At 71.1% G+C, this 25685-nt stretch carries 26 protein-coding genes and 1 pseudogene; 11 read left to right on the top strand and 16 right to left on the bottom strand.

Going from position 1 to position 25685, the window contains the following annotated elements; all coding sequences use genetic code 11:
- The first annotated feature begins 55 nt into the window (after positions 1–55).
- Positions 56–1099 (top strand): MBL fold metallo-hydrolase, encoded by a 1044-nt coding sequence (locus tag IE252_RS37425; protein WP_229849048.1) that lies wholly within the window; start codon positions 56–58, stop codon positions 1097–1099.
- A gap of 357 nt (positions 1100–1456) precedes the next feature.
- Positions 1457–1702 carry a chaplin gene (locus tag IE252_RS37420; protein WP_190093949.1) on the top strand — a complete coding sequence of 82 codons (246 nt, stop codon included), beginning with the start codon at positions 1457–1459 and terminating at the stop codon, positions 1700–1702.
- A gap of 85 nt (positions 1703–1787) precedes the next feature.
- On the opposite strand, the gene IE252_RS43600 is transcribed toward IE252_RS37420, so the two are convergent.
- Complete coding sequence (locus tag IE252_RS43600) at positions 1788–1931, bottom strand: hypothetical protein (protein ID WP_229849047.1); 144 nt, start codon at positions 1929–1931, stop codon at positions 1788–1790.
- A 670-nt stretch (positions 1932–2601) separates the two neighbouring features.
- Between IE252_RS43600 and IE252_RS37415 the strand changes: the two genes are divergently transcribed.
- On the top strand, positions 2602–3522 hold the full coding sequence (locus tag IE252_RS37415; RefSeq protein ID WP_190093948.1) for a helix-turn-helix domain-containing protein: 921 nt from the start codon (positions 2602–2604) through the stop codon (positions 3520–3522).
- On the opposite strand, the gene IE252_RS37410 is transcribed toward IE252_RS37415, so the two are convergent.
- Together IE252_RS37410 and IE252_RS37405 are read right to left on the bottom strand one after the other, a co-directional pair.
- Positions 3504–5483 (bottom strand): heavy metal translocating P-type ATPase, encoded by a 1980-nt coding sequence (locus IE252_RS37410; protein ID WP_190093947.1) that lies wholly within the window; start codon positions 5481–5483, stop codon positions 3504–3506. The genes IE252_RS37415 and IE252_RS37410 overlap by 19 nt on opposite strands.
- A gap of 177 nt (positions 5484–5660) precedes the next feature.
- Positions 5661–6002 carry a hypothetical protein gene (locus IE252_RS37405; protein ID WP_190093946.1) on the bottom strand — a complete coding sequence of 114 codons (342 nt, stop codon included), beginning with the start codon at positions 6000–6002 and terminating at the stop codon, positions 5661–5663.
- A gap of 107 nt (positions 6003–6109) precedes the next feature.
- Here IE252_RS37405 and IE252_RS44420 point away from each other — a divergent pair, with 107 nt between their 5' ends.
- Positions 6110–6220, top strand: coding sequence for a hypothetical protein (locus IE252_RS44420; protein ID WP_190093945.1), 111 nt, complete (start codon positions 6110–6112; stop codon positions 6218–6220).
- A 237-nt stretch (positions 6221–6457) separates the two neighbouring features.
- Here IE252_RS44420 and IE252_RS37395 read toward each other — a convergent pair whose 3' ends face one another.
- From IE252_RS37395 to IE252_RS37360, 8 genes and pseudogenes are all read right to left on the bottom strand, one after another.
- Entirely contained in the window at positions 6458–7735 is a 1278-nt protein-coding gene (locus IE252_RS37395; RefSeq protein ID WP_190093944.1) for an MFS transporter, read from the bottom strand.
- A complete protein-coding gene (locus tag IE252_RS37390) occupies positions 7732–8919 on the bottom strand; it encodes a PLP-dependent cysteine synthase family protein (RefSeq protein ID WP_190093943.1) in 1188 nt (395 codons plus the stop codon). The genes IE252_RS37395 and IE252_RS37390 overlap by 4 nt, the downstream gene beginning before the upstream one ends.
- 118 nt (positions 8920–9037) lie before the next feature.
- Positions 9038–9517 (bottom strand): hypothetical protein, encoded by a 480-nt coding sequence (locus IE252_RS37385; protein ID WP_190093942.1) that lies wholly within the window; start codon positions 9515–9517, stop codon positions 9038–9040.
- Between the two features lie 98 nt (positions 9518–9615).
- Positions 9616–9882: pseudogene (locus IE252_RS37380) on the bottom strand (LysR substrate-binding domain-containing protein); the annotation flags it as partial.
- Positions 9883–9895: 13 nt separating this feature from the next.
- Positions 9896–10861 carry a hypothetical protein gene (locus tag IE252_RS37375; RefSeq protein WP_190093941.1) on the bottom strand — a complete coding sequence of 322 codons (966 nt, stop codon included), beginning with the start codon at positions 10859–10861 and terminating at the stop codon, positions 9896–9898.
- Between the two features lie 58 nt (positions 10862–10919).
- Positions 10920–11471: a carboxymuconolactone decarboxylase family protein gene (locus tag IE252_RS37370; RefSeq protein WP_190093940.1), complete on the bottom strand. Its 552-nt coding sequence runs from the start codon at positions 11469–11471 to the stop codon at positions 10920–10922.
- Between the two features lie 487 nt (positions 11472–11958).
- Positions 11959–13254 carry a hypothetical protein gene (locus IE252_RS37365; RefSeq protein WP_190093939.1) on the bottom strand — a complete coding sequence of 432 codons (1296 nt, stop codon included), beginning with the start codon at positions 13252–13254 and terminating at the stop codon, positions 11959–11961.
- Between the two features lie 17 nt (positions 13255–13271).
- Complete coding sequence (locus IE252_RS37360; protein WP_190093938.1) at positions 13272–13736, bottom strand: FxLYD domain-containing protein; 465 nt, start codon at positions 13734–13736, stop codon at positions 13272–13274.
- Between the two features lie 589 nt (positions 13737–14325).
- Here IE252_RS37360 and IE252_RS37355 point away from each other — a divergent pair.
- Positions 14326–14466 carry a hypothetical protein gene (locus IE252_RS37355; protein WP_190093937.1) on the top strand — a complete coding sequence of 47 codons (141 nt, stop codon included), beginning with the start codon at positions 14326–14328 and terminating at the stop codon, positions 14464–14466.
- Between the two features lie 694 nt (positions 14467–15160).
- Here IE252_RS37355 and IE252_RS37350 read toward each other — a convergent pair.
- Entirely contained in the window at positions 15161–15985 is an 825-nt protein-coding gene (locus IE252_RS37350) for a DUF4344 domain-containing metallopeptidase (protein ID WP_268248454.1), read from the bottom strand.
- A 228-nt stretch (positions 15986–16213) separates the two neighbouring features.
- On the opposite strand from IE252_RS37350, the gene IE252_RS37345 reads away from it, so the two are divergent.
- The gene (locus IE252_RS37345; RefSeq protein WP_190093935.1) at positions 16214–16765 is read left to right on the top strand and encodes a hypothetical protein; all 552 of its coding nucleotides are present in this window, start codon (positions 16214–16216) and stop codon (positions 16763–16765) included.
- 127 nt (positions 16766–16892) lie between these two features.
- Here IE252_RS37345 and IE252_RS37340 read toward each other — a convergent pair whose 3' ends face one another.
- The 3 genes from IE252_RS37340 to IE252_RS37330 all read right to left on the bottom strand — a co-directional run bounded on the left by IE252_RS37340 (position 16893) and on the right by IE252_RS37330 (position 19752).
- On the bottom strand, positions 16893–17651 hold the full coding sequence (locus IE252_RS37340; RefSeq protein ID WP_190093934.1) for an MIP family channel protein: 759 nt from the start codon (positions 17649–17651) through the stop codon (positions 16893–16895).
- Between the two features lie 115 nt (positions 17652–17766).
- On the bottom strand, positions 17767–18681 hold the full coding sequence (locus tag IE252_RS37335) for a zinc-binding dehydrogenase (protein ID WP_229849046.1): 915 nt from the start codon (positions 18679–18681) through the stop codon (positions 17767–17769).
- Between the two features lie 690 nt (positions 18682–19371).
- Positions 19372–19752, bottom strand: a complete 381-nt coding sequence (locus IE252_RS37330; protein ID WP_190093933.1) for a hypothetical protein — start codon at positions 19750–19752, stop codon at positions 19372–19374.
- 319 nt (positions 19753–20071) lie between these two features.
- Between IE252_RS37330 and IE252_RS37325 the strand changes: the two genes are divergently transcribed.
- The 5 genes from IE252_RS37325 to IE252_RS37305 all read left to right on the top strand — a co-directional run bounded on the left by IE252_RS37325 (position 20072) and on the right by IE252_RS37305 (position 25028).
- Positions 20072–20626 (top strand): hypothetical protein, encoded by a 555-nt coding sequence (locus IE252_RS37325; protein ID WP_190093932.1) that lies wholly within the window; start codon positions 20072–20074, stop codon positions 20624–20626.
- A 382-nt stretch (positions 20627–21008) separates the two neighbouring features.
- Positions 21009–21638 (top strand): thiol:disulfide interchange protein DsbA/DsbL, encoded by a 630-nt coding sequence (locus IE252_RS37320; RefSeq protein ID WP_190093931.1) that lies wholly within the window; start codon positions 21009–21011, stop codon positions 21636–21638.
- 235 nt (positions 21639–21873) lie between these two features.
- The gene (locus IE252_RS37315; protein ID WP_190093930.1) at positions 21874–22611 is read left to right on the top strand and encodes a peptidylprolyl isomerase; all 738 of its coding nucleotides are present in this window, start codon (positions 21874–21876) and stop codon (positions 22609–22611) included.
- 975 nt (positions 22612–23586) lie between these two features.
- The gene (locus IE252_RS37310; RefSeq protein ID WP_190093929.1) at positions 23587–23730 is read left to right on the top strand and encodes a hypothetical protein; all 144 of its coding nucleotides are present in this window, start codon (positions 23587–23589) and stop codon (positions 23728–23730) included.
- A 533-nt stretch (positions 23731–24263) separates the two neighbouring features.
- Positions 24264–25028: a hypothetical protein gene (locus tag IE252_RS37305; RefSeq protein WP_190093928.1), complete on the top strand. Its 765-nt coding sequence runs from the start codon at positions 24264–24266 to the stop codon at positions 25026–25028.
- Positions 25029–25200: 172 nt separating this feature from the next.
- On the opposite strand, the gene IE252_RS37300 is transcribed toward IE252_RS37305, so the two are convergent.
- Positions 25201–25614, bottom strand: coding sequence for a hypothetical protein (locus tag IE252_RS37300; protein WP_190093927.1), 414 nt, complete (start codon positions 25612–25614; stop codon positions 25201–25203).
- Positions 25615–25685 lie beyond the last annotated feature (71 nt).

Here is a 25685-nt window from a genome sequence, read left to right as displayed (position 1 = left end):
TGGCGGGGGTGACCCCACTCGGCCGCACCCGAACGGCCGCGCGCAGAATGCAGGCATGCGTATTCCTACCGAGCTCGTCCGGCTCGACGACCAAGTCCACGCGTGGCTCCCGCAGTTCCCGGGCACCTGGGGCATGGCCAACTGCGTCGTGGTGGCCTCCGGCCCCGAGGTCCTGCTGGTGGACACCCCTTACACCGCTGATCTCACTCGGGCGCTGACCGCGGCGGCGCGGCGCGTCACGGTACCGAGCGCGCGGGTGTCGACCGTCGTCAACACCCATGCCAACGGCGACCACAGTTACGGCAACGGCCTGTTCCCGGACGCGGAGATCATCAGTACCGACGCCAATCTGACGCATCTGTGCGCCGAGCCGACGCCGGGGCAGTTGCAGGCGATGCTGGACGGGTGCCGGGGCGAGGTCGCCTTCGAGCGGTATCTGCTGGCGCACTTCGGGCGGTACGACTACGGCGGCCTCGAAGTCGCCGCGCCGACGCGGACGTTCAGCGGGCGGCTGGATCTGCTGGTGGGGGCGGTGCCGGTGGAGCTGTACGAGGTGGGGCCCGCGCACACCGTCGGGGACCTGGTCGTACATCTGCCGCAGAGCGGGGTGGTGTGCGCCGGGGACGTGTTGTTCGTCGGGGATGTTCCGGTGCACTGGGCCGGGCCGCTGAGTGGCGTCGTCGACGCGTGTCGGCAGATCCTCGACCTGGATCCTCGGGTGGTGGTTCCGGGGCACGGGCCGGTGGTGGGGCAGGCCGAAGTGCGCGCGTACATGGCGTACATGGAGGAGCTGCGGGGGCGGCTGCACGAGCTGCACGGCGCGGGCGTGGACGTCGAGGAGGCCTCGCGGGTGCTGCTGCGGGAGCACCGGCGGCCGGGGCTGGGGCTGTGGGAGCGGCTGGGGGTGCTGGCGGCGGTGGAGTACCGGCATCTGGGCGGCGTCGAGGAACCCCTCAGTCTGGTCGAGGTGCTCGCGTCGGCGGTGCGGCTCGCGCCCGACTGTGTACCGGAGGTGGTGGCATCGCGCCAGGAGCTGGCGGACGGACTCGGGACGCTCGGGGACACCGTGCGATCGGTGAACAGCGTTGCGCCACAGTGATGTTCCCTCCGCCATCGGCAGACCGCGGCCTTGCGCGACGGCTCCACAGCCAGCGGGACGGCAGCGCTCGGGGCACCCTCGGGGGGGACTTCCCGTCCGGTGACTCGAGCCTCGGCCGCACCGCCGGCGCACTCGGCTCCGAGGTGCTCGCCCTGCCGGTCCCGCTGACGAAGGTATCAACGCCATATACATCAGGTTCGTTGTACGTGAGGTCTGTAAATACGGATCGTCGCATACCGGTGGGAGATTCATACCGTCGGGTGGATGTCCCCCATCCGGCGTATCTCCGGCGGCCGGCGGGCGTTCTCCAGGGCGTGCTGCGGCTGTCCGCCGCAGCGAGACCAGGAGGAACCTGCAGTGAAGAACCTGAAGAAGGCCGCCGCCGTAACCATGCTCGCCAGTGGGCTCGCCGCCATCGGTGCCGGTGCCGCCTCCGCGCACAGCGGCGCCGACGCGGACGGCACGGCCAAGAACTCCCCTGGCGCGGTCTCCGGCAACGTGGTCCAGGTCCCGGTCCACGTCCCGGTCAACGTCTGCGGCAACACGCTCAACGTGGTCGGCATCCTGAACCCGGCCATCGGAAACGAGTGCGTCAACCGCTGACCGCGACAGAGGTGTGGGGGTGCGCGAGGCGGCCAAGCCCCGGAGGCACCCCCACCCCTGTCCGCCAGGTAGACCGAGCCCTCGATCACGGGGTGTTGTTCCACCCGGGGGTGCGGTCGAACGCGAGGGCGACCGGAGGGTCGCTGAGCAGGGTCGCGTCGAACAGATGCCACCATGTGCCCTGTTCGGGCCGCCGACATTCCCAGGCCGGGACCCGGCCGAGCTCCAACCGACTGTCGGTGGTGGCGTCCCCAGGCGGCCTCTTCGGCGAAGGGGACGGCGTGTTCGACCCTGTGGACGTCCATGCCGACCGTACGGACCGTCCAGAGGGTGGCGAGTACGGTGCCGAGACCGTTGCAGAACCACTTCTCGCGCCGGCCTGGCGGCGCACCGGTGACGCCGTCGCCGGGCTGCAGTGCGGTTGAAGGGGGGAACCTGCTCACGGCTACAGGGCAAGAAGATCACCCAGATCTCCGCCGGTTACCTGTACAAACTGGCAGTCGTGGTCTGACGTGAAGACGCAGTGAGCTTCGCCCGCACCGTCACCGGGCCACTGGATCGCCGAGTACGGCACCGACGGGTATGCCACAACCACCCGCCGCACCCGGATCATCACCCCCCCCCATTCCGCATCGCTGCGAGACCCACAGCCCTGCGCGGACGAGGAGAGTTTCCTGCCGTGAAGGACGACCAGATTCAACCGAACCTTTCTTCGCCAACGGCGACCGACCGGAAATCTGGATGAGCTCTGAACCGGCCCGGCGGTTACAGGGCTTGGCGGCGGAGGGGGCCGCGGATATCGCCCCAGCAACCGGAGACGCGCACGGCCAGGACCACCGCCGGGGCCGCCGAGCGGCCAAGGCGCCCACGCGAAGGAGAGCGCCGGGTTAGCTTCCGGTATGACCAGATCCGAACCTACCGCGCATCCTGCGCTTGTCGTGGACATCCAGTACCGCAATCCGCACTGCCCGGCCCTGGGCATCGACGTCGGCTCCCTTTCCGCGCTTCGCAAGCGCTCCTCGCCGCAGCAGCAGGCCCTGCCCCAACGCCTCGACTTCCATCTGCTGGTCCTGGTCACCCGGGGCAGCGGCACCTACATGATCGACTTCGTTGACCACGACTGCGGTTCGGGCACGCTCCTGTGGATCCGTCCGGGTCAGGTCCACCGGTATCCCGCCGAGCCCGGCCTGGAGGCCCGCCTGGTCCTGTTCACCGCCGACTTCCCGCCGCCGCAGCTCCCCGCCCGGGCCCTCGTGGACGCACCCTCCGGCCCCGCGCACTGGAAGCTCGCCGTGCCCGATGCCACGTCCCTCACCACACTGACCGGTCTGCTGGCCTCAGAACACGTCCACCACGGCAGCGCACTGGCCGAGACCACCACGGAGTTGCTGCGCCACCTGCTGGCCGCGCTGCTCCTGCGCATCGCCCTCCTTCCAGAGCCGGAGGGCGAACCCGCGCCCCTCGGACCCAACGAGCTCTTCACCCGCTTCCGCGCCGAGCTGGAACGCTCGTACGCCACCACGCGCAGCGTCGACGCCTACGCCGCCCGGCTCGGGGTCGTGCCGAAGACCCTCACCCGGGCCTGCCGACAGGCGGTCGGCAGAAGCGCCAAACAACTCGTCGACGCCCGCGTGGTCCTGGAAGCCAAGCGTCTGCTGGTCCATACCGACCTGTCCGCCTCCGCCGTCGGCCGCCACCTGGGCTTCACCGAGGCCAGCCACTTCGGGAAGTTCTTCGCCCGGCTCACGGGCGTGGCGCCCGGTGACTTCCGCCGCGGCCTCGGTCTGGACGGCGGCCGGCCTCAGACGCCGGGCCGGTAGCCCAGCAGCCGCAGCGCGTTGGCCACGACGATCAGCGTGGAGCCCTCGTGCACCAGAACCGCAGGGCCGATGCCGAGGCCGAGCAGCGTGGCGGGGATCAGTACGGCGACGACACCGAGGCTGAAGTACAGGTTCTGCTTGATGATCCGGGAGGCCCGGCGGCTCAGCCCGGTCGCCAGCGGCAGCCGGTCGAGCCGGTCGGCCATCAGGGCGATGTCGGCGGTGTCCAGGGCGACGGCCGATCCGGCGGCGCCCATGGCGATGCCGACGGTGGCGTTCGCCATGGCGGGGGCGTCGTTGACCCCGTCGCCGACCATGGCGACCCTCGCGCCGCCGCTGTTCAGCCGGGCGATGGCCGCGACCTTGTCCTCGGGCAGCAGCCCGCCGCGCGCCTCGTCCACGCCCACCTGCCGCCCGACGGCCGTGGCGACGGCCTGGTTGTCCCCGGAGATCATCACGGTGCGACGGATACCGAGGCTCCGCAGCTGGGCGACGACCAGGGCGGCGTCGGGGCGCGGCGTGTCCATGACGCCGAGGGCGCCCAGATAGCGCTCGCCCCGCCGCACAATGATGACGGACCGCCCACCCTCCTCCAACTCCCGTACGCTTGCGAGGAGTTCATGTCCCAAGGCGCGGCCACCGAGTTCGTCGAAAAGCGCGACGCTGCCCACCCACACCGGCTCCCCGTCGATCCGGGCCTCAAGACCCCGCCCGATGATCGCGCGCAGCTCCTGCGCCGCCGGGGGGACGGCCCCGCCGTCGTCGAGCCGGGCCGCCACGCCCTCGACCACGGCCAGGGCGAGTGGATGGTCGCTGGAGCGCTCCACAGCGACAGCTGTGGCGAGCAGCTCACGCTCGGTGGCACCGGGAGCCGTGACGACATCGGTCAGGCGCGGGCGGCCCCCGGTGAGGGTGCCGGTCTTGTCGAACGCGAACGCCGTGAGCTTGCCGAGGTTCTCCAGCGGGCCACCGCCCTTGACCAGCACGCCACTGCGGGCGGCGCGGGCGATCGCGCTCAGCACGGCGGCCGGGGTCGCGATCGCCAGGGCGCACGGGCTGGCGGCGACCAGGACGGCCATCGCGCGGTAGAAAGTCGCGGAGAACGGCTCGTCGACCACCAGCCCGGCGAGCATCAGCACACCGACGAGCACCAGCACGGCGGGCACGAAGATCCGCTGGAAGCGGGCGGTGAACGCCTGAGTAGGCGACTGCTGCGACTCTGCACTGCGGACCAGCTCCACGACCCTGGCCAGGGTGTTGTCCTCGGCGCGGCTGGTGACGGTCACCTCCAGGGCTCCGGCGCCGTTGACCGTCCCGGCGAAGACCCGGCTGTCGTCCCCCACGATGCGGGGGTTGCGCAGCGCGGTGGTGGGATCGGCCACCGGGAGTTTGTCCACCGGCACGCTCTCGCCGGTCACCGATGCCTGGTCGACCGCGCTGACGCCGGACCGTACGAAGCCGTCGGCGGGTACCCGAGTGTGCGGCTTGACCAGGACGGTGTCGCCGACGACCAGCGACTCGACCGGCACCTCGCTGCTGCCGTCGTCACGCACCAGCAGCGCGGTCTTCGGGGTGAGCGAGGCGAGCGCCTCGATGGAGCGGCGGGCGCGACTCATCGCGTACGACTCCAGGGCGTGGCCCACGCTGAACAGGAAGAGCAGCACCGCGCCCTCCTCCCACCTGCCGACGGCCGCCGCGCCCGCCGCCGCGACGAGCATCAGGAAGTCGACCTCGAAGCGCCCGGCACGCACGGAGCCGATCGCCTCACGCAGGGTGAAGAACCCGCCGAAGAAGTACGTGGCGGCGAAGAGACCGAGCGCGAGCGCGTCCAGACCGTCGGTGAACAGGTTCAGGCCGAAGCCGGTGAGGAAGGTGAGGGCGGCCATGGCGGCGAAGCCCGTCTCACCGCGGTCCGCGAGCGACGGCCCGGTGCCCGGGGGGATCGCGTTGTCGGAGTTCATACCTTTCATGCTCGTTCGCCGTCGCGGACCGAACGAGGCCGAGAACGGAACCGTACTGGTGATAAACGGACACTCGTCACCCCCGGCCGCCCCGGGCGAGTCCGCCGTGCCCCGTTGCGAGGCAGCCGCAGGCCCCGGCACGCGCGCGTGCCGGGGCCCTGGGCGGCGGGTGCGCCGCTATCGGGCGGTGATCTCGCTGACCATGTACCAGCCGTGGCTCCCCGGAGTCGGGGCCAGGTCGGCCTTGACGCCGGTGACCTGGGCGTCGAACAGGTCTTGACGGACGCCCCCGAGGAGCCGGCGGCCTTCTCCGTCAGCGGTTCGATGCCCGCGTCGCGGGCGGGATTGTCCAGGCCGACCATGGCCACCGGGTTGACGGGCCAGGCGGATGCCGGCCGGCTGATCGTAGGGGGTGAGCAGATCGACCCTGGCGACGTCCTGTTTCTTGCCGAGGTCCATGGTGATGGTGAACAGGCCGCCGTAGAAGTTCCAGCCGAGCGGGCCGTTCAAGCCGCCCATGCCGTCGCGCCATCTCCAGTCGCCTCCGGCGAGAGCTTGCCGTCGGTCCGCTCGCCCCCCGCGCGACACGATCACCGGAACCCGCGGCGACGACGTGATCTGCGACCTTGGCGGCGAACGACACCGTCTACGGCGGCGCCGGAAAGGACATCCTCAACGGCGGCAACGGCCCCGACACCTGCCCCGACACCGAACGCCCCACCAGCTGCACCGCGTAGAACCCCCCGCTCCGCAGCCGCACAACCCCTGCAGCCGACCGGCGCCTGCCGGTACCGGCCCCGATACCGGCGGACTCGGGACGCCCGCGCCCAGAGGAGGGGCAGGGCGGGGAGTCCGGTGGCGGCGGAGAACCGGAGTGAGGCCGCCTGCCAACCGCAGGCAGGCGGCGACCCCGGTGGCGGACTCGGTGGCGAGTGCGGCGGCCATCGGCTGTGTCCGGCTCGCCGTCCACGCCCTCATGAGGCAACCGCCGCGAGCCTCGGTGCAGCCGGGCCTGCCAGTCGGCCGGACCGTGCGAGGAGGCCGACGCACCCGGCGCAGAGCGCGCCCGTCGCCGTCAGCGCCCACCACGTCAACTCCGGGTGTCCCCAGCGTTCGGCGGAGTCCCAGAGGGCGCCCAACGCCAGATTCCCCAGGGTGATGCCGAGGCCGGAGACGGTGTTGTACAGCCCGTAGTGCGTGGCGACCAGGCGTCCGCCCGCGAGCGAGACGATGGTGTCCATCTCGAACGGGTAGACCACGGCCGTGCCGAGGCCGAGCAGGGTGACCGTCGTGAACAGGGGTGCCAGCGCCGCGACCCGGCCCAGGGCACTGGAATCCCCGCTGACCGCCCCGCAGCCGGCGAGCATCGGCAGGAAGGATCCGCCCATGAGGGCGACGCCGTAGCCGACGGCCCGCCGCGAGGTCCACCAGGTCCGGGCCCATGCCGTGATCTTCAGCTGACCCGCCGCGGCCACCGCGGCCAGGACCGCGAACAGGGCCGTGGTCACCGCCTCGCCGCTGTCTGGGGCGACGCGGTGCGCCTGGAGGGGCAGCGCGAGGTACACCTGGAAGGACAGGACGTACGAGCCGGTCATGGCGGCGGCGAAGTACAGGAACGGCCGGTTGCGTACGACGGTTCGCCAATCGGCCAGTACGCTGCCGCACTCAGGGGCGATGCTCTGACGAGCGGGCAGCCAGCAGTACTGAATGACCGTCAGGGCCAGGAAGAGCACCGCGGCCACGGAGCAGACGAGAGCGAAGTCGGCCGTCAGCAAGGCGAGGCCCACGAGCGGGCCGACGAACATCCCGGCCTGGTAGAAGACGTTGAAGGCCGCGAACGCATCCACTCTCCGCTCCCCCGCCTCCTGTGCGAGAAAGGCACGGACCGCCGGGTTGAACAGGGCCCCGGCGAAGCCCGTGGCCGCCGACGCGGCGACGAGCGCGGGCAGTGAGTCGACGAGGCCGAGCAGGCCGAATCCGACGGTGCGCAGTACGCACCCAGCCATGATCAAGGGCTTGTGGCCGAGCCGGTCGGCGAGGATGCCGCCGACGAGGAACATACCCTGCTGGGTGAGGTTCCGTACGCCCAGGACCAGGCCGACCGCCCAGGCGGCCATGCCCAGGCCGTTGGCCAAGTGCACGGCCAAGTAGGGCATGAGCATGTAGAAGGCGGTGTTGATGGTGAACTGCTGGACCATCAGCAGCCGGACGCAGCCGCTGAACGAGCGGAACTGCGTGGCGAGGCGGTTCATCGCGCCGCCCCCTTTGGCGCTGCGGGCACAGCGGGCTCATCGAGTGCGCCGGGCGTGCCGGGCGCGGTGACGGTGGTGCACCGGGTCCAGCGCCGGACCGTGCGCTCGCCCGAGTGCGCGATCTCGTCCGGTTCGGTGGCGGCGACGCCACTGAGCAGGTCGTGGGTGCGGCAGTAGTCGTCGCTGTAGACGGTGTTCCAGTAGCGGTGCACGCCGTCCGGGAAGATCGCGACGATACGGATGTGCTCGGGCTCCGTACGCGTGAGCCAGCCGGCCACGAGCGCGACCGCGCCCACGCTCCAGCCGCCACTGGCGTAGTGGCCACGGGCCAGGTCGCGGCAGGCTCGCACCGCCTCGCCGGGGGCGACCCAGTGGACTTCGTCGAAAGCCGCGTGGTCGACGTTGCCGGGGTGGATGCTGCTGCCCAGGCCCCGCATCAGGCGCGGGCCCGCGGGCTGGCCGAAGACGGTCGAGTTGACCGAGTCGACGCCGACGAGCCTGAGCTCCGGGCAGAAGGCGCGCAGCGTCCGGGCGATCCCGGCCGAGTGGCCGCCGGTGCCGACCGCCGTCACCAGGACGTCGATGCGGCCGAGCTGGACGAGGAGTTCGAGGGCGAGCGGGGTGTAGGCGGCGACGTTGTCGGGGTTGTTGTACTGATCGGGGCACCAGGCCGACGGCTGTGCGGCCAGCAGTTCGCCGACCCGCGCTCTGCGTGCCTCCTGCCAGCCACCCACCGGGTGGGGCTCGGTGACGGTGTCCACCCGCGCGCCGAGGGCCCGGAGCTGATGCACCATCAAGGGCTCCATACCCGGATCGGTGACCAGGGTGACCGGGTGGCTGTGGACGATCCCGGCCAGCGCGAGTCCCAGGCCCAGGGTGCCGCTGGTGGACTCGATGACGGGAGCGCCCGGCGCGAGATCGCCGCGGCTGCGGGCCGCGGAGACCATGTGGAGCGCCGGCCGGTCCTTGATCCCGCCGGGATTGGCTCCCTCGAGTTTGGCCCAGAACCCGCGCCCCGCCGGGTTGAAGGGCTGGCCGATCCACAGGACGGGGGTGTTGCCGACGATGCCGGCGGGCGACCGCAGGGGTTCGCCCACCGGGTCGAGAGCTTCGCGTGCCGCCGTGAAGAAGTCACTGTCGATGTCGATGTCGCGCGCAGAGATGCCGCGCAGGGCCGTCCTCATGTCGTGATCCTTCCGCGGCCACGGTGGGACCGCGTGTCTGTGCCGTCTTGTGCCATACGGGGAAGGTGTGCCGAACGCCCGGCGGTGCACGCGTGCGCGCGGTCCCGGGCGGGCGATGTCAGGTACGGCTGACGCAGACGAGCCGCAGCAGGTGCGGTCCGGTGAGGGAGGACACGTCGGCGGTGTCGCTGCGCCCCGGCGGTGCGCCGTACGCCTCCACGGCCGTCCCGGGACGACGCAGAACCAGGAGTGCGAGCAGCTGGAGGACCAGGAACAGGGCCTGCACCGGTGCGCGCACCTCCGCGGGCCAGTGGGCGGGGTCGCAGCACACTGCGCCGTGTCCCGGATGCTCGTCGCCTCCGTGACCGGCGGAACAGAGCACCGTGTCGGACGGGGACAGCAGGACGGGCGCACCACACCGCGCCGACGCCTGCGTCGGAGAAGGAGATGACGACGCGACGGCCGCCGGCCGGCCGTGGTGCCCGGCCGAGTGGACGGCGCACGCGACGACGTGGGCGATGAGCAGCAGAGCCAGACCCATGAGGAGGGCGAGAGCCGGCTTGCGCGCCCCCGCGCGGCCGGCCGATTCCGGCGGCATGCCGTCGATCGTAAGCAGAACGTTGCTGTACGTGAGCACTCCCTCACCTACAGGTGAATCATCCAAGCGCTGAGTCACCCGAACGCCGCCTACGCGCATCAGGCGGGCGGATAGGCGCGGTCGCGTACGAGCCGTCGGGTGAGGCGGGTGAAGGCGCGGGCGGCGGCGCTCTCGTGCGCGCTCTCCCGCCGCAGCAGGGTCACCGTGCGCGCGGGCAGGGCCGGTTCGAGCGGCACCGGGTGAAGGCGCGGGTGGTCGTGGGTGACCGCGTCGGGCAGGACGGTGGCCAGCGGGGTGCGCTGGACGATCTCCACCAGGGCCTGGACGGAGTCGGCCTCCACCGCGATGCGCGGCCGCACCCGGTGCGGCAGCCGGTGGTCAGCTGTTCCAGGGCGCCGTCGGGAACCACAGGTAGCCGAGCCGGTCCAGCAGACGGATGTCCCAGTAGACGACCGTGAACACGCCGGCCACCAAGAAGCCCGCCGCCGTCAGGGCGCTGGCGCGCGAGGGTGCGGCGGCCAGCCAACGTTGCAGGCGTCCGCCGACCCCGTACGACAGCAGCAGGAACACCAGGGCCATCACGATGATGTTGCCGACCGACTGGAGCGCGAAGGCGGCGGCTCCGTAGGCCGGATTGTGGGTGTCGGCGGCGTGGCGGAACATGTCGCGGAACAGCGGGTAGGGCCGGCCCAGCAGGAAACCGCCGACCAGGGCTCCCATCAGGACGAGCGGCACGTTGGGGAACCTGCGGGATACGGCCTTGAGCGGGTCCGGGAGCAGACCGAGGGCGGCCAGACCACAGACGATCATGACGGCGCCGACGACACCGAAGACCGTCATCGCCTGGATGATGCGCCCGCTGAGGCCGTGGCCGGGTTTCGTCGGCGCGTACTGCGGCATGTGCGTGCCGACGAGGCCGACGACCGCACCGTAGAGCGCGGAGACCGGCAGCATGCCGGCGGTCAGCCAGCCGATCGGCTTGAGGGTGTGCAGGAGCCTGGCCCGCCGGGTGCGCGCACTGCCCACGAGCGGGCCGACCGCCCCGAAAACGGCGATGTTGCAGGCGGTGAACGATCCGGCCAGGCCGGTGACCAGCGCGAACAGCACACCGGAGGCGATGTTGGCGATAGGGGTGGCGTGCGCGTCGTGGCCGAGCATGGCGTTGGCGCTCCTGGCCCCGATCTCCTGGTCGACGAACTCCGCCGACCAGGCGTAGGCGAGCAGCAGGCCGCCGAGGACGGCGAGGAGCAGGACGAGCAGGCGGCGCCGGGGGAAGGCTCCGCTGACGAAGAGCGAGGTCCGGGGGGACGGGCTGGTCGGCGGGGCGGTGGCGAGACGGCTCACAGTGACTCATCTCCTGTCGCTTGGTCCGCCGGCCCGTGCGGGACCCACCGGACAGGCCCTAGGCCTGGGGCTGCGAGGCAGCGCGGTAGCCGTGGACGGCGATCCACTCGGCCATCTCGGTGTAGGCGCTCGGCCGGTCGGGGGCGATGGTGGCCAGGCCGTCGACATAGCGGTTGTACATGCAGAACGCGGCGGCGATCAGGACGGTGTCGTGGATCTCGGTGTCCGTCGCCCCTGCGGCACGGGCCGTGTCCATGTGGTGGTCCTTGACCTGCCGTCCCCCGTCCTGCACCGCACCGGCGAGGGCGAGCAGGGCCTTGAGCTTGTCAGAGACGGGCGCGCACGCCGGGTCGCTGCGGACCCGGTCGACCAGCGGCATCCCCTCATCGAGCTGGGCGGCGGCGAACGCGGCGTGGCAGTGAGTGCAGAAGTAGCAACCGTTGAGGTGGGAGACCCGGGCGGCGATCAGCTCCCGCTCGCCCCGGCTCAAGGTGCTGGGCCCACGCAGCAGGACCTCGGCCAGCTCGTTCAACGGCCCGGCCGTCTCGGGCCGGAAGGCGAACAAGGACATGATCCCGGGCAGGTCGTTGCCGAGCTCGATGTGCGGCATACAGGGCTCCTTCCGTCGGGCCACCGGCTGCGCCGCCCCGCAGCCTGCCCCCACCTCACCGCGGCAACGCCGCTCCCATAGGGCGTAGGACCGTACGGGCCACACCGCTGGACACCTGAGGGCGAGGGCCGTGCCGTGGCCGAGTCGAAGCCGGCGAGGTACTGACGCGCCGTCATTCTGCTCGCCCGCGGCACAGCCGAAACACGCCGCCCGACCACGCGGAGGTAGCGATCACTGTGGTTCCGGTCGGCCACATGACCGATGAGGAACCCGACCCCGCCTACCGTGGGCGGCGGTCGTTGCGCCGGCCCGGCCACATCCCCCTGGGGAGTAGAGAAGCGGCGGGACCGGCGGCTGCACCGATCGTGTCCCCTCCCGTCCCGTCCCACGGTGCGACACGAAGATGTCGCCGATTCTCCCCTCGAATGGCCCGCCGTCCCGTGGTGTCCGTCCGATGGCGGGTCAGCACGAGCGTGCTCCTGTCCTGCTACGTCTGTTCTCCACCGAACTCGTCCGTCACGTCACCGTCATCGAGGAACTCCAGTAGGGCGAGAGCGAGGACGACGCCTGCGGCCAGCCACGCGATGACCGCTGTGGTGGGGTAGTGCCACAGCAGCAGGGCGAAGGCGGCCGCGATGACCACAGCCCAGGTCAGCCAGTTCTTGTGGCGGTGTACCCAGGCGCCGGCCGGCCCGGTGTGTGCACCGGAGGTGCGGCGTACCGCCGCGATGCCGTGTCCCCACATGGTGCGGACCCGCTCGGCCCACGGGCCGGGGCCGCCGAGCCAGGCGCCGAGCGCGACGACGACGCCGAGGGCGGCGAGCATGCGGACGTCGGCCCGCAGGAAGCGGGTCAGGGTGTCATAGACCGCCGCGGCCGCGGGGCGGGAGACGTCGACGGGAAGCCGGTCGAGGTAGAGCGGGCGGGCCGCGGCGACGACCAGGCCGAGGACGGCCACGGTCGCCGCGGCGGCGAGCGCGGTCGCGATGAGCGCCCGCCGGCGCAGACGGGCGAGGAGCACACCGAGGACCGCCAGCAACCCCGCGCTGACCGGGAGCCAGGTCCCCGCCAGATCCAGCAGGCGAAACCCTGTCCGTAGCTTGGCGAGGTCCTTGGACTGCAGGACGGTGAAGTCGGTATGTACGGTGGGGAGTTTCGCGACGGCGGTCAGACCCTGGTCGGCGAGCCGCTGCTTGGCCTGTTCCATCAGGGGGCCGAGATCGATGGTGACGGCGTTGTCCGTGAGCTTGACCGCGCTGCCGCCCTCGCCGGTGAGTGCTTTGTCGGCGGCGGTGTGGGCCACCCGGTTGGCCTGCGTCCACAGGGCGGCGAACTGCGGGCTCTCGACGATGCCCTGGACGCCGCGCCGGACCAACTCTCGTACGCCGCTGGTGAGCGGGCCCGTGAGCGCGCCCAGTGCGAGCTCCAGTTTCGGCCGGTCGGTGGGGCTCACGGTGCGCAGGAGGGCGGCCACGTCGACACGGTCCATGATCGCGTCGGTGGCCCGGTCGGTCGCCGCCTGCTGGACGGCGGGGTCGGAGGCGAGCGGAGCCATGGTCCGCACATAGCGGTCCGTGTCGCTGACGAGGTTGTTCGTCCATACCGCGAGCAGGCCGATCGGGGCCAGCAGACAGGCGAGCGTGATCAGCAGCGCGCTGGCGCAGGCCCGGAGCCGACCGGTCGGCCCCACCCCCATCTGGGCTTCCAGGGCGGCGACGCGTGCGTTCAGCACGCCGAGTTCGGCGTGCTGCCCCGCCGGGTGCGCGGGTTCGGGGCGGTTCACCGGAGCCGACTGTCCGGTCAGTGCCGCACCGCGTTGGCCACCTCGGCCACCGACGCGCCGGTGAGCGGGTGGGTGCTGCGGGCCGTCGCGGGCTTGGACTCGCCGGCCCCCACGTCCTTGACGGACAGGAGGACCGTGTCGAGCACATTGCCGTTCTTGTCCTTGAAGTTGACCTGGACGGTGTAGTCGTGGCGCTCGGCGGTGCTGTTCACCACGGTGAGCCGGGCTGTCGTAAGGCCGTCGGAGCCCGTCTCGGGGCTCTCCGCCCTCACGTCCGCCTTGGCGTCGATGCCGTTGCGGATCTTCGCCATCTCGGACTCCGCGGCGGCGGAGGCGGACGCCATGGCAGAGGCGGCGGACTCCAGCCCCTGCTGCACCTTCCCCGCCGCGGAGACGGCCGCCGAAGCGACCGAGGCAGCCCCGGACGGCTTGGGCGGCGACGCGTCGTCGTTCCCGCAGCCGACGGCAGCGGTCGAGATCATCACCACAGCGGCAGCCGCGGCCACTGCCCGGCCACGCCGCCGACCGGATACACACGATGCGGCGGTGACATGTGAGGTCTGCATGGTCCTGACCGTATGGCGCGCCGGAAGGCGCGGCCACCGGAGCCGACGCCCGGCACCACGCCTCACTCACTCGGCCCCGCACTGCATGCAAGGGGTAGGAGGGCGGCGTCCAATGGGGCCGTGGACGACTACCCGACGCTCTGGGAGGCTGGGCCCAGGCAGGCGGGATCGTACTGCCTGCTGCTTCCCCTGCCTCGGCGTCCTGATCTGCGTGACCGCGCACACCGACACGACGAGCAAGCGCGAGGGGAAGTTCGCGGTCTGACATCCCGGCGCCTGCGGCCGCCGGGGACCTGCCGCGCCACTCGCTCCGCTCGCCCGGGAAGTGAGGCACCGCTATGCCCGTTCCTCGGACGCGGCAGGACCGCGCAGAGAGCACTGATCTGAAGAGCAACGGGTACCGCGTGCTGTTCGCTGCCCCAGACGACGGCAGCGGAACGCTGTCACGGCGCAAGGGACGGCTCGGTCGCCGACTGCATGCCGCAGCTCGCCCGGGTACAACCCGATGATCAACGCAGGTGCCATCAGGACCTGCTCGATGATCCGCCCCGACCTGCCGGACGCCGACCGCTTCGCATACGTACAACACACCTGGCAGTGCCTGGCAGGCGGCACCGACCTGCTGGCGACCACTGCTTGTCGCTGATGACCTCGTGCGGAGTGTACGAGGTACCCGACATCGATTTCTGCCGCAAAGTGGTCGAGACGCACCGCGTGCACGCGCCGACCTCGATGCAGCCGACCACGACGGCCGCATCCCGCTCCACTTCGGCCTGCGAAGGACAGCTGGAGGTGGTTCAGTACCTTCTCGCCGACGGCGCCCGCCCCGGCCCAACGGACCGCTGGGGCCCCCAAAAAACGAAGCCCGACGCGCGGGCCACACCGAAGTCGCCGAAGCACGGGCCCCGCCGCCCCCGTCAGCGGAATGACGCGGGATGGTCCACCTGGGCGGGGCCGACAAGAGTGCGGTCGGGCGGGTCCTCGTCGGTCTGGCCCTTCACCCCATCAATGGCCCTGCCCCTAGCCCGGGGCAGGGCCGATGCCGTTGCGGAGCCGCCACAGCGGCGGGGCCCACCCGCCCACGAGCGCACCGATCCTGGACAAGCATCCCCGCAACAACGAGGCGAGGCCCTGCCGAACCGAGCCCGCCAGACGCGGACCGGCAGAACCCAGCGGCACACAAGTTACCGCCGCCCGCCGCCACTTCGCGGCAGGCACTCACGACGCGCTCAGCCCTGGAGAGGAAGTCACCCGATGGGGGGTGTTCCGGTCTCCTTACCGATCACGCCGGGCATGTGCGCGCAGCTTCCGGAACCCGAGACGGACGCGGCCGGTGGTGACTACCTGAGTGCCGGAGCGAGGTTCCTCGTCCACGTACTGCGTACGTGAGCCCACTCCGTCCCGCATCCCGCGGCACGGCGGGCGGAGAGGTAGCGCGTGTGAACGAGGTCGGCGTTGCGGGTGGGAGAGGCGCCGTAGAGGTAGCACAAGTGGTTGGCCGCTCGCTGGAGATCCGAGGAGTGTTCGTCTCTGTCGTCGGTGGCGGAGGCGTCGCCCGTGGGAGCGGAGAGCTCGTACTCCCGGGCAGCTTGCCTCAGTTGGCGCTCGCCCTCCACGCCTTGCCGTATCAGCATGAGAGCGGCGAACTGGTCTGCCGCGTCTTCCTCGTTGCGGTCGCTGAGGGAGAGTCGCAGGTCGTCGACGAGGGCGTGGCCGGCTTCGTGGAAGACCGTCTCGGCCACCACTGCGGTGGCCGCATCGTCGGGGCGAGGATCGCGGGCCTCTTGGAACAGCGAGCGATCCTCTGCCACCTCGTCGTAGCAGATCTCAAGGCGACGGGATTCGGCGTCGTAAGAGGATCCCTGACCGTGACAGGAACGGCCGACGACAGTCACCGTGCGATCCAGCACGAGGAAGGTGTCCAGTGCTGCCGCCCCCTTCTCCAACACCTTTCCCATACGGAGGAGGGCGGCCTCGCGGCGATCGGTCGTAGCAGGGGTTTCATAGCGGACGACGAAGCCGGAGCCAACCTGAGAGGTGTCCTTTGGGGGACCTGGGTTTTCTTGGCTCGACGCTTCGCAGCTCGCGAGCACGAGTGCACCCAGCACCGTCCAGACCAAGCGCCGTGTCCGTCTACACCGGTCCCGTCCCCGCACGTCGTTCATTGTGCCCTGCTGCTGCCCTGTCCGCCGAAGGGACGGGGGCAACAGCACCGCGGATGTCCTGCACCAAGGGCGTCTCACCTGATCGCTGCGGTTGTGTGGGCCGACCGGATGAAGCGAACACACCCGGCCACTGTGGTTGTGATGATCTGAAGACCGAACGAACCCCGCCTGTCTCGCGCAGGTCCTTTCCAAGGACCTCCCGGACCCGTCCATCAGAGAGGCTCCACCATGACCGGACCCCATCGCGGCGGAATCAGCAAACAGACCGCCGCGCTGGCCGCCGCCGCCGTGCTCGGCGGCATGCTGCTGCCCGCACAGACCGCATGGGCGAACCCGCCCCACCCCTGGCCGCAAACCGACTTCTTCGTCCGCCAGGACCAGCCCGCCGTGCTGCAAGCGGCCGGCGGAACCCTCACGGTGGAGACCGGTGCCTACAACATCAACGCCGGAAGCACCGACTACACCCTGCAGATCACCGCGCCCGAGGGGGCGGACATCACCTCCGTCGACCCGGGCCCGGACGCGGACTACCCCGCCTTCCACTACACCTCGTGTTCCTTCACCAAGACCACGGCCACCTGCGTCCTCAAGCTGCACGCGACGGTCACCCGCCCGGTGAACATCGGCCTGAAGCCCAACGGCCTCACGCCGAATCCCGCCGTGGTCTCACCGGATGGCGTGCTCGACCTTCCGGGCGGCTGCGCCCAGGTCTTCCCGGTCTTCGGCGACCTGTACGCGTCCAACAACCAGGTGGACCTCAAAGTCGGAGTCCGCGTCTAGGCGCCCTCGCCGATGTGCGGTGCTGCCCAGGCCGTCGCCGAAGCAAGGTGCCTAGCTGCGACGGCGGTTGGGAGCTCAGTGGCACTGCCTCCGCGCACCGCGCCGCTCCGGCACCGGATGCGGGTTCTCACTCGGTGCTCTCGGCCCTGACCTCGTCCGCAGCTTCCTCCGCCGCCCGTGCCGCCGCGTTCAGCGCGGCGCGCGGAGGGTGGGTGAGCGGGTGCACGACCGCGGCGAGTACCCCGCCCACCAGCGGGGCGACCAGGAACAGCCACAGCTGGGACAGGGCCGCGCCACCCGCGAACAGCGCCGGGCCCAGGCTGCGGGCCGGGTTGACCGAGGTGCCGGTCAGCGGGATGCCCACCAGGTGGATCACGGCGAGCGCCAGGCCGATCGGCAGCCCGTCGAAGCCAAGCACGGCCACGCGGTGAGTTACCGCGAGCACGACGTACACCAGCAGGAAAGTCAGCACGACCTCGGCGAGAAAAGCGCCGCCGACGTTGAGGTGCACGGCGGAGCGGTCGCCGTACCCGTTGGTGCCGAACGCCTCCCTGGTCTTGAGCCCCGGCACCTGCTTGGCCAGCAGGAAAAGCAGCGCCGCACCGGCGATGCCGCCCAGCAACTGGGCGACCCAGTACTCGACAGCCGTACGGGCCTTGATGCGCCGGGCCACCAGCATGCCCAGCGTCACCGCCGGGTTGACGTGGCAGCCCGAGATCGGGCCGAGCGCGTAGGCCAAGGCCAGCAGAGTGAAGCCGAAGGCCAGCGCGATACCAAGCGTACCGATACTCTCGCCTGCGAGCACGGCGGCGCCGACGGCGAAGAACACCAAGAGCAAGGTGCCCAGGAATTCGCTGATGACGCTGCGGGTCTCCGCAGTCCGCATGACAGCCTCCTCCCGAGAAACCGAACATGTGCACTCCTCGCATTCTCCGTCCGACGGGACGTCGGCGCCTGTCAGCGGTGTGCCGGGGGACTACCCGCTGCCGCCTTGGACACCGTCAGGCGGCGCGGATGGACAGTGGTCCGCGCCGGGCGCGAGGGCGGGTGTAGAGGCGGCCCTGCACCTCACCCCGGGCCAGGCGGTCCATGGCCACGGGCAGTTCGTGGAAGTCCACCTCCGCCACTGTCGGCCTGAAGGCATCGGAGGCGATGAGGTCATAGACTTGGCGCAGTTCGTCCTTGCTGGCGCCGAGTGAGCCCGTGAGCTGGACGTTGCGGGTGACGAACGAGGCGATGGGCACCGGGGCCGTCTCCTCGCTCAGGCCCACGAGGACGACGCGTCCGCCGGGTCGTACGGCCTCCACCGCGGCCGTCGTGGTAGCCGTGCCCCCCACGAAGTCCACGATGACATCCGGGGCCAGAGCGTTGAGCGCACCAGGGTCCGGCCAGCACGAGAGGGCGCCGGCTTCCTTGGCCGCGGTCCGCGCAGCGGGGCTGATGTCCACCCCGTACGCATCGGCGCCCAGGAGCACGGTGACGTGGACGGCGTTCAGGCCGAGCCCGCCGAGCCCGATGATCGCGACCCGCTCGCCGGCCTGAACCGCACCGGCGGCACGTACCGCGTGGTAGGCGGTGGCGACCGAGTCGGTGGCGACGGCTGCTTCGGCGAACGACACCCCGTCCGGGATGCGGACCAGCGCCGACGCCCGCACCAGTTGTCTCTCTGCGAACGCGCCGTCGCACACCACACCCGGCGCGAAACCCATTTCCCCGACGGGATGCACCACCAGTGCGACACCCACCCGGTCGCCGACGGCGAAGTCCTCGACCCCGGCCCCGACAGCGGAGATCACTCCCGCACCCTCATGCCCCAGGGTGAGGGGGGTGGACACGGACAGGCCGGCGCCCAGTTCCACACCCGCCATGATGTGCAGGTCCGAATGGCACAGGCCGGCCGCTTCGACATCCACCACGACCCACCCCGGCCCCGGCTCCGGATCGGGCACCGTCTCCAGACGCAACGGTCGCCCCACCCCGGAAAACCGCATCGCCTTCATCTGCGCCCCCGCCATCCGGTCAGCGGGACATACAGAGATCCACGTTCGATCCTCATGGCCGGGATCCACGCACATGGCGGGGGCGAACTCACAGGTGCGACAAGCATGTGGTCATGGTCCCCTGGGGCAGCAGACCCCGCACGCCGGGGACATACCCCGGCTCGGCATCGCCCGCGTCGTACGGGCACGCTGCAGCAGACTCCCTGCCCACAGTCCGCCTGCCCGGCCAGCGCCGAAAACCCATGGACTCAGAGCTGTTCAGGCCCATACCCGTCACTCCCCCGCAGCCCACACGGCGTTGGGAACCGGGCCGGAGAATCCAGTGTGCGCGAGCCCCCTCATGGCAGGCTGCGGCCCGAAGCTCCCGCTGCCCCGCCCAGCTGATCCAGGCCTCGGCTACGAGATCGGACAGCCAACCGGACGCCTCTGCGAAAGCCCGTGCACATGGGCACCTTACGGAGCGCCGCGCGCGGACGCGGCCGCGGCCAGATCGTCGGGCCCCACCACGGTCACCCGGGGGAAGTCCCTCAAGACGCCTGCCGCGAACAGCCCGGCGCGGCCTCCCCCGAGGACGACCGCGTGCCGCGCGTGCCTCTCACGCCGGGTTCAGGCCACTGCGCGCGGACGCCGTGCCACGAACAGGCCGAGCGCCTGCTGCCACGTCCCGTTGTGCAGCCGCGCTGCCATGTTCTCCGCGTGTCTGCGGGCCGATCGCGCGTCAGCGTGCTCGTCGGCGTGCGGGAGCAGGGCGAACCGGGCGCCGTGCTGCCCCGCCGTGAAGAAGAAGGCGAAATGCACCCGCCAACCCGCCCGCGCGGTGTCGGGCCGGGCGACGAACAGCGTTCCCCGGCCGCAGAAGACCGTACGGGCGTAGGCACCGTCGACATCGGCACGCACGAAGAAAGGGTTGCCGACCCGGCACGCGGCCAGCCGGACATGGCTCATGTCGTCGAGGACGAGGCGCCGCTGCGTTGCCACGTTCACCACGGACTCATACCTCCTCCCGGGGTGACCACACCGCCGCCCGCGTCCCGCGGGCGGTTCGGCCATCGGGTCTGCCAACCGCCCCGGCTGCACTGCCCCCGATGGCCTCGGTGGGATCGCCTTCTTCAACGAGCCCGGGCCGCAAGGGTTGCGCACTCCGGGCCGGCCACGGCGACCGGCACCACCCGAATGGCCCAGGGCCGCGGTTGCGCTGCGGGCGGCAACCCGGTAAACGGCACGGAGTCGGGCGTGATCGTGGCCTGAACCGGGTGGGTGCGATGTACTTCCCGGCACGTCCCTCGTACGCGAGAGAGGAAAACTCATGTCGGAAATCCAGCGAACAGCCGCTGAACTCAGGGAGCAGTACGCGCTCCAGGTCACCGGCGACCTGGAGCGCAATGCCAAGGAACAGGAGCGTGTCGGTGCCGAACTGGCCGTGCTTCAGGAGAAGTTGACCGCGCTGCGGTGTGACCACGACATGCTCACCAGTATGCGGCAGACGCTGAGCGGGTACCCGCCACCCAGCAGGGCGCAGGGCGGGGTAGCGGTGGTCCCGACGCCCCGGCAGGCCACAGTCGGGCCCGTACCCACCGGGGACCCAGGCCTCCAACCGACCGCCCAGCCGCTCGCGCCCACCCTAGTCGGGCTCGTCCGCGACCACCTGGGGCGACAGGCCGAACCCCGTTCGACAGCCGAGATCACCGCCGTCCTCGCCGCGGCCCACCCCGCGCGCCGCATCACGGCCACGGTGGTACGCACCGCGCTTGAAAGCCTGGTCGCCAGAGGTCTGGCGGCCAGGGCCAAGCGGGGCAAGTCGGTCTTCTACTCCCTGACCGGCGCGGGGCGGCAGGAGGCCGGCGAGGACACCGGGGCCTGAACGGCTTCCTGCCCGTGCGCCACAAGGGCCGCGCGAGAATTCGGCGGTTCCTTCGTGAACGGGCTGGCTGCCACGCTCCCGCCCGCGCCTCGGTGGCAGCAACCGGGGACGTGGGCGGCCTTGCCCCTGCCCTGCGAGGAAACCCTCCCCGCAGGGATGACCAACGAAAGGGCAAAGCCGCGTCCCCCGACGCTATCCCGGGGCCGCTCTTCGATCGGTGAGGCTCACAGGCACACGAATCCGCGCTGTTTCACACGGAGCACGCCTCTACCCGAGGGGCAGTGCCGCCCCGGGGCCGAGGAACAGGCCGGGACCGCCCGATCGGGCTACGCTGCGCGTGTCCGCAGCGGCGGGGCGGGAACGCGTTGTCAGGGTGGCGGCCATGAAGATCTTCAAGCGCCTCGCCGTCCTTCCCGCCGTCCTGACCTGCCTGCTGGGTGCCGCCGCGGCACCGGCCGACGCCCCGAAGGAGGGCGTGCAGTACCTCCGCCTCGCCAAGCCGGCTGGGGTGGATCCGCGCCAGGTGGCCGAGCTGTTCTCGTACAACTGCCCGCACTCCTACGAGATTGAGAAACCGCTGGCCGACTGGGCAGCTCGACAGCGGCCACCCGTCCAGGTGCTGCACATCCCAGCCGTCTGGCCGAACCAGCACGACATGGTCGCCCACGCCCGCCTCTACTACACGCTCGACCAGCTCGGCCTCGCCCAGCAGAAAACGCTCGCGGTCTTCCACGCCGTACGCGACCTGCACCAGGACCTCACCACGGAGAACCACGTCCTGGCCTGGGCGGCCGGCGAGGGCCTGGACACCGCCTCGGTGCGCAAGGCCTACGAATCCCGCGAGGTGAGCGACCTGGTCCGGCAGGCTCCCGCACTACGCGAGCGATACCAGGTCGGCGAACAGCCAACCGTGATCGTGGGAGGCCGCTTCCACACCAACCTCTCCCTGACCAGAAGCGTGGCCACCACCATCTCGGTCGTGGACTACCTCTACCGCCAATCCAGCCACTAGGAAATGTCCGATCACGGCCGGAGAGCGGAGTTGTCCGCAGCTGCCGTTCCGCCTCGGTGGCTGATCAGCGGCTGAACTCGGATGTGTCGGGCACCTCACGGTGGCTACGACTTCTCGTTCGGGTGAGGCCTTGCGGGTTCCTGTGCGCGGCGGTGGGGCGGTGCCTCAGGCACAGGGTGTACTCGTCCGGTACGCGGACCGAGTCCAGATGGTCTTCTGGAAGGAGTACACACAGATGCCCGAGAAGGTGCCAGGGCCAGCAGGGAGCGAAGGGCAGGTGCGGCAGCGCCTGAGCGAGGCTCCCCGGTGGGTGCGCCGCGGTATCGGGGTCGTGACTGTCGGCGGAGCCGTCGCGGCCCTGATCGCGGTCGGCGCCTCTGCGCGGACCGGTGGCATGCCCCACAGTGGCACCGCGCAGGGCTGCGCCGAGCCCGCGCCGGGTCATCCGAGCGGTAAACAATGGCCGACCGGTCCCGCGATGTCGATCGACACCAAGGCCACCTATACCGCGGCACTGAAGACCAACTGCGGCACGATCACCTTGACGCTGGACGCGGCCCACGCCCCGCGTACGGTGAACTCCTTCGCGTTTCTGGCGGGCCAGCAGTATTTCGACCACACCCAGTGCCACCGACTCACCACCCAGGGCATTTACGTTCTGCAGTGCGGTGACCCGACCGCGACCGGGACCGGCGGTCCCGGCTACGAGATCCCGGACGAAAACCTGGCCGGCGCCACCTACCCGGCCGGAACGGTCGCGATGGCGAACTCCGGTCCGAACACCAACGGCAGCCAGTTCTTCCTCGTTTACTCCGACAGCCCGCTGCCTCCGAACTACACCCCCTTCGGCCGCATCTCCGGTGGTATGGACGTGCTCCAGAACATCGCTGCCGGCGGCGTCCGGGCAGGGGCCCCTGACGGCCCCCCTGCTGCCCCGGTGGCCCTCAACTCGTTCGCGGTCAGGCGGGATTGACCTTCGTAGGCCCGGCCTGTGGTCAGATGCGGAGCCAGAAGGGTTGAGGGAAGGGTGCCGCACCCCCTGACGCTGAGAGCGCCCCTCGTTCAGCACAGCCCTGCCCACGCCGAAGCGCGACCAGTAAACCCAACCGAGTGCCCCCTCCTGCGGCCCGGGTCCCATGAAAGGGACACACACGACCGGCGGTCGGTGTACGGCCGTGTGCGGCGCACTCCCCTGTACGCCATTCGAGCGATTCCGGCAGCCCGAAGCGACCAGAGGCAGTTCACCACTGTTACGGAAGAGCCAAGGCGATGACAGCAGCTCCCACCGGGTCACGCCCCCCTCCAACGGTCTTAAGAATGAAGGAAATACGTGATGAGAACGAGTCGACCAGCGACCGCGGTGACATGTGCGGTGCTCGGTATCCTCGCCCTCGCCGCCGGGCAGTCCCCGGCAGCAGCGGCCGACGGGACCGAGCGGGGATGCGGGTGCACGAACGGGATCGCGGCCGCCGAGACCGGGACGCCGACCAACCACCCGGGCACAGAGGGCAGGACGCCGGCCGACCACCCGGGCAGAGAAGCCGGGGCACCGGCCGACCACCACGGCAGGGAGGCCGGAGCGCCAACCGGCCACCCTGGCACCGGTGACGGGATGCCGGCCGATCAGATTTCCACGGTGCGGCAAACCTGCACGGGGGCGGAGCCGCCCGTCACACCTCCGTCCGTACCGCCTGTGGCGCCACCAGCGGCTCCGCCCGTACAGTCCTCTCAGCCGCCGTCCGCGACGCCCCCGTCCACGGTCCCGCCGAGCACGCCCCCGGTGGGACGACACACCCCGCCTGCAGCGCATCCCCACACGCCGAGCGCCACGCCACCGGTACACGGACACCCCGTCCCCGGCGCCGCCCTCTCCGTCAGCCCCGCCCATCGCCCTCTCCCCCGCAACGGCAGCCAACTCGCCGCGACCGGACTCGGCCAGGGCTCGACGATGCTCGCCACCAGCGCCGGAGTCCTCTTCCTCCTCGGCTCCTCCGCCGTCCTGTCCGCACGTCGGGGAAGCGGACGCGGGCACGGGCCCGAACAGCCCCTGGCCGTGGCTGTGACCACCGCCACCGAGCCCCCCAACCTGTAGCCGCTGCCGCACGCTGCCCGGCCCCCCGTTCCGCGACGGGGGCCGCGTCCGGCAGACGGCCGATCGTGTTCACCCCCAAGGAGGACCCGAACACCGCTGCCCCCCGCTGGAGCCCGGCCGCCTCTGTCCAACCGGGCGCCCCGGGAAACCCGTGTGCCAGGGCAGTTTTCCCTGTCAGGCGCCGTGCGAGCGCGCGGACGGTATCGGCGCAACGGTTCGCCGAGCGCCTGAGCGCCGGGTGGCCCGACTGCCAGGGCGGCGGCAGGGTGAGAGAGCCGGCGCCGGGCGCCCCTCTCCTCCTGGGGAGGCGATGGCCCAAGGTGGCTCACTCGGCCGCCGGGCACATCCTCCCGGGGCTCGGCACCCCCGTACCGGCGGCTCCCCGGCGTGGAACGCCCCCTTCTCGACGGCGGGAAACGCCGCGGAGCCCTGCCCAGGGTGATCCGCACGGCCCGAGCCCGTCCCTGCGAAAGGAACAGGGCCGCCGTCCGGGAGCAGCCACAACAAATCGAGAAGAAGAGGAACACCACACCATGCGTATGGGAACGACCGACACGCCCCGCGTCCGGACCCGCCTCGCCGCCGCGCTGGCCGTCTGCGCCCTGCCCGCGGCCGCCCTGGTCGGGGCTTCACCCGCCCACGCCGCCGATTCGCCGTGCACCGTCAACGACCAGCCAAGCGCCACCGGAACAGGAACCCCGGGCGATGACGTCATCGTCTGCGACGGCATAGTCAACTTCACCGTCGACGGCAAGGGTGGCACCGACAAGATCACCATCACCGGTTCCGTCAACAAGAGCGGCCGCGTGCTCGGCGGGGCCGGCAAGGACACCATCACCATCGACGGCTCCGTCAACGGCGGCCAGGTCGACAGCAAGGGCGGCGACGACACCGTCCTTGTCACCGGCGCCGTCTTCCGCGGCGGCAGTGTGCTCGGCGGGGCCGGCAAGGACACGATCACCGTCGAAGGCGCCGTCACGAAGAGCGGCAGTGTCCTCGGGGGAGACGACGACGACCGCATCACCGTCGACGGCGCCGTCGTCGACGGCGGCAAGGTCGACGGCGGCGCGGGCAACGATGTCATCGCGGCGCCGAACGTCGGAGGTACCGGGGAGAACTCCGCGGTCCTCGGCGGCGCCGGCGACGACACGATCATGGGGAACGACGGCGACCCCGAGACCACCGACGACACCATGACCGTCGGCGGCCACGCGGCAACCGCGGACGGCGGCGCCGGCATGGACACGTGTGTCACCAAGGACATCAAGAACGGCATGACAGTAAACTGCGAGGCCTGAGCGGTTGACCGGCCGGGCTGCTCCGCTCCGAGGCCCTGCGGAGCAGCCCGGCCATCGGTCCCGCTCGCCTCCCCGGTCCTGCGATGTCAGGACCCGCGTCCTGCGCCCGCCCGGGTATCCGAGTGCCTCCAAGTGGCAACATCCGCTGACCCGCTCGGCGTTGAGGCCGCCGCTACCTCCAGCTCGCGTATCCGCTGACCTCGACGCTACCGGGCCGTCCCGCGGGCGTCTTGGCGACGATCGTACCGCCGACGTGCTCCCCCGCCTCGAGGTCACCGACCGGGCAGACGATGGAACTCGCCTGCCGTGCGCACGGCGGAGCGACCGCAGCGACCGGAAGCTCGGGCTTGATCCTGTGCGTCAGCACGAGGTCGTGGACCGGACGGTCGCCGGTGTTCTCGACGTGCCAGATCACCGTGACACGACCGCCGTCCTCGGAGAACTGCAGCGGCCTGTAGCCGAATTCCACGGAGGGTACGTCGTAGGCGGCCTCGGCGGGGTGAGCCGGCACGGCCGTCATCACAACCGCCGCACCGGCGGCGACCAGGGCGTGGCGCAGGCGCGGACATACGTTCTTGGCTTTCACGATCTTCCAAACGCCGCAGGAGTCGACCGGTCACGGCATACGGCCGAAGGGGGCACTCACAGCGGGACAGG

Source organism: Streptomyces melanogenes (assembly GCF_014649795.1).
In the GTDB taxonomy this organism is placed as follows: Bacteria; Actinomycetota; Actinomycetes; order Streptomycetales; family Streptomycetaceae; genus Streptomyces; species Streptomyces noboritoensis.
Note: the sequence above shows the minus strand (reverse complement) of the source record. Positions and strands in the feature narration are given on the sequence as shown.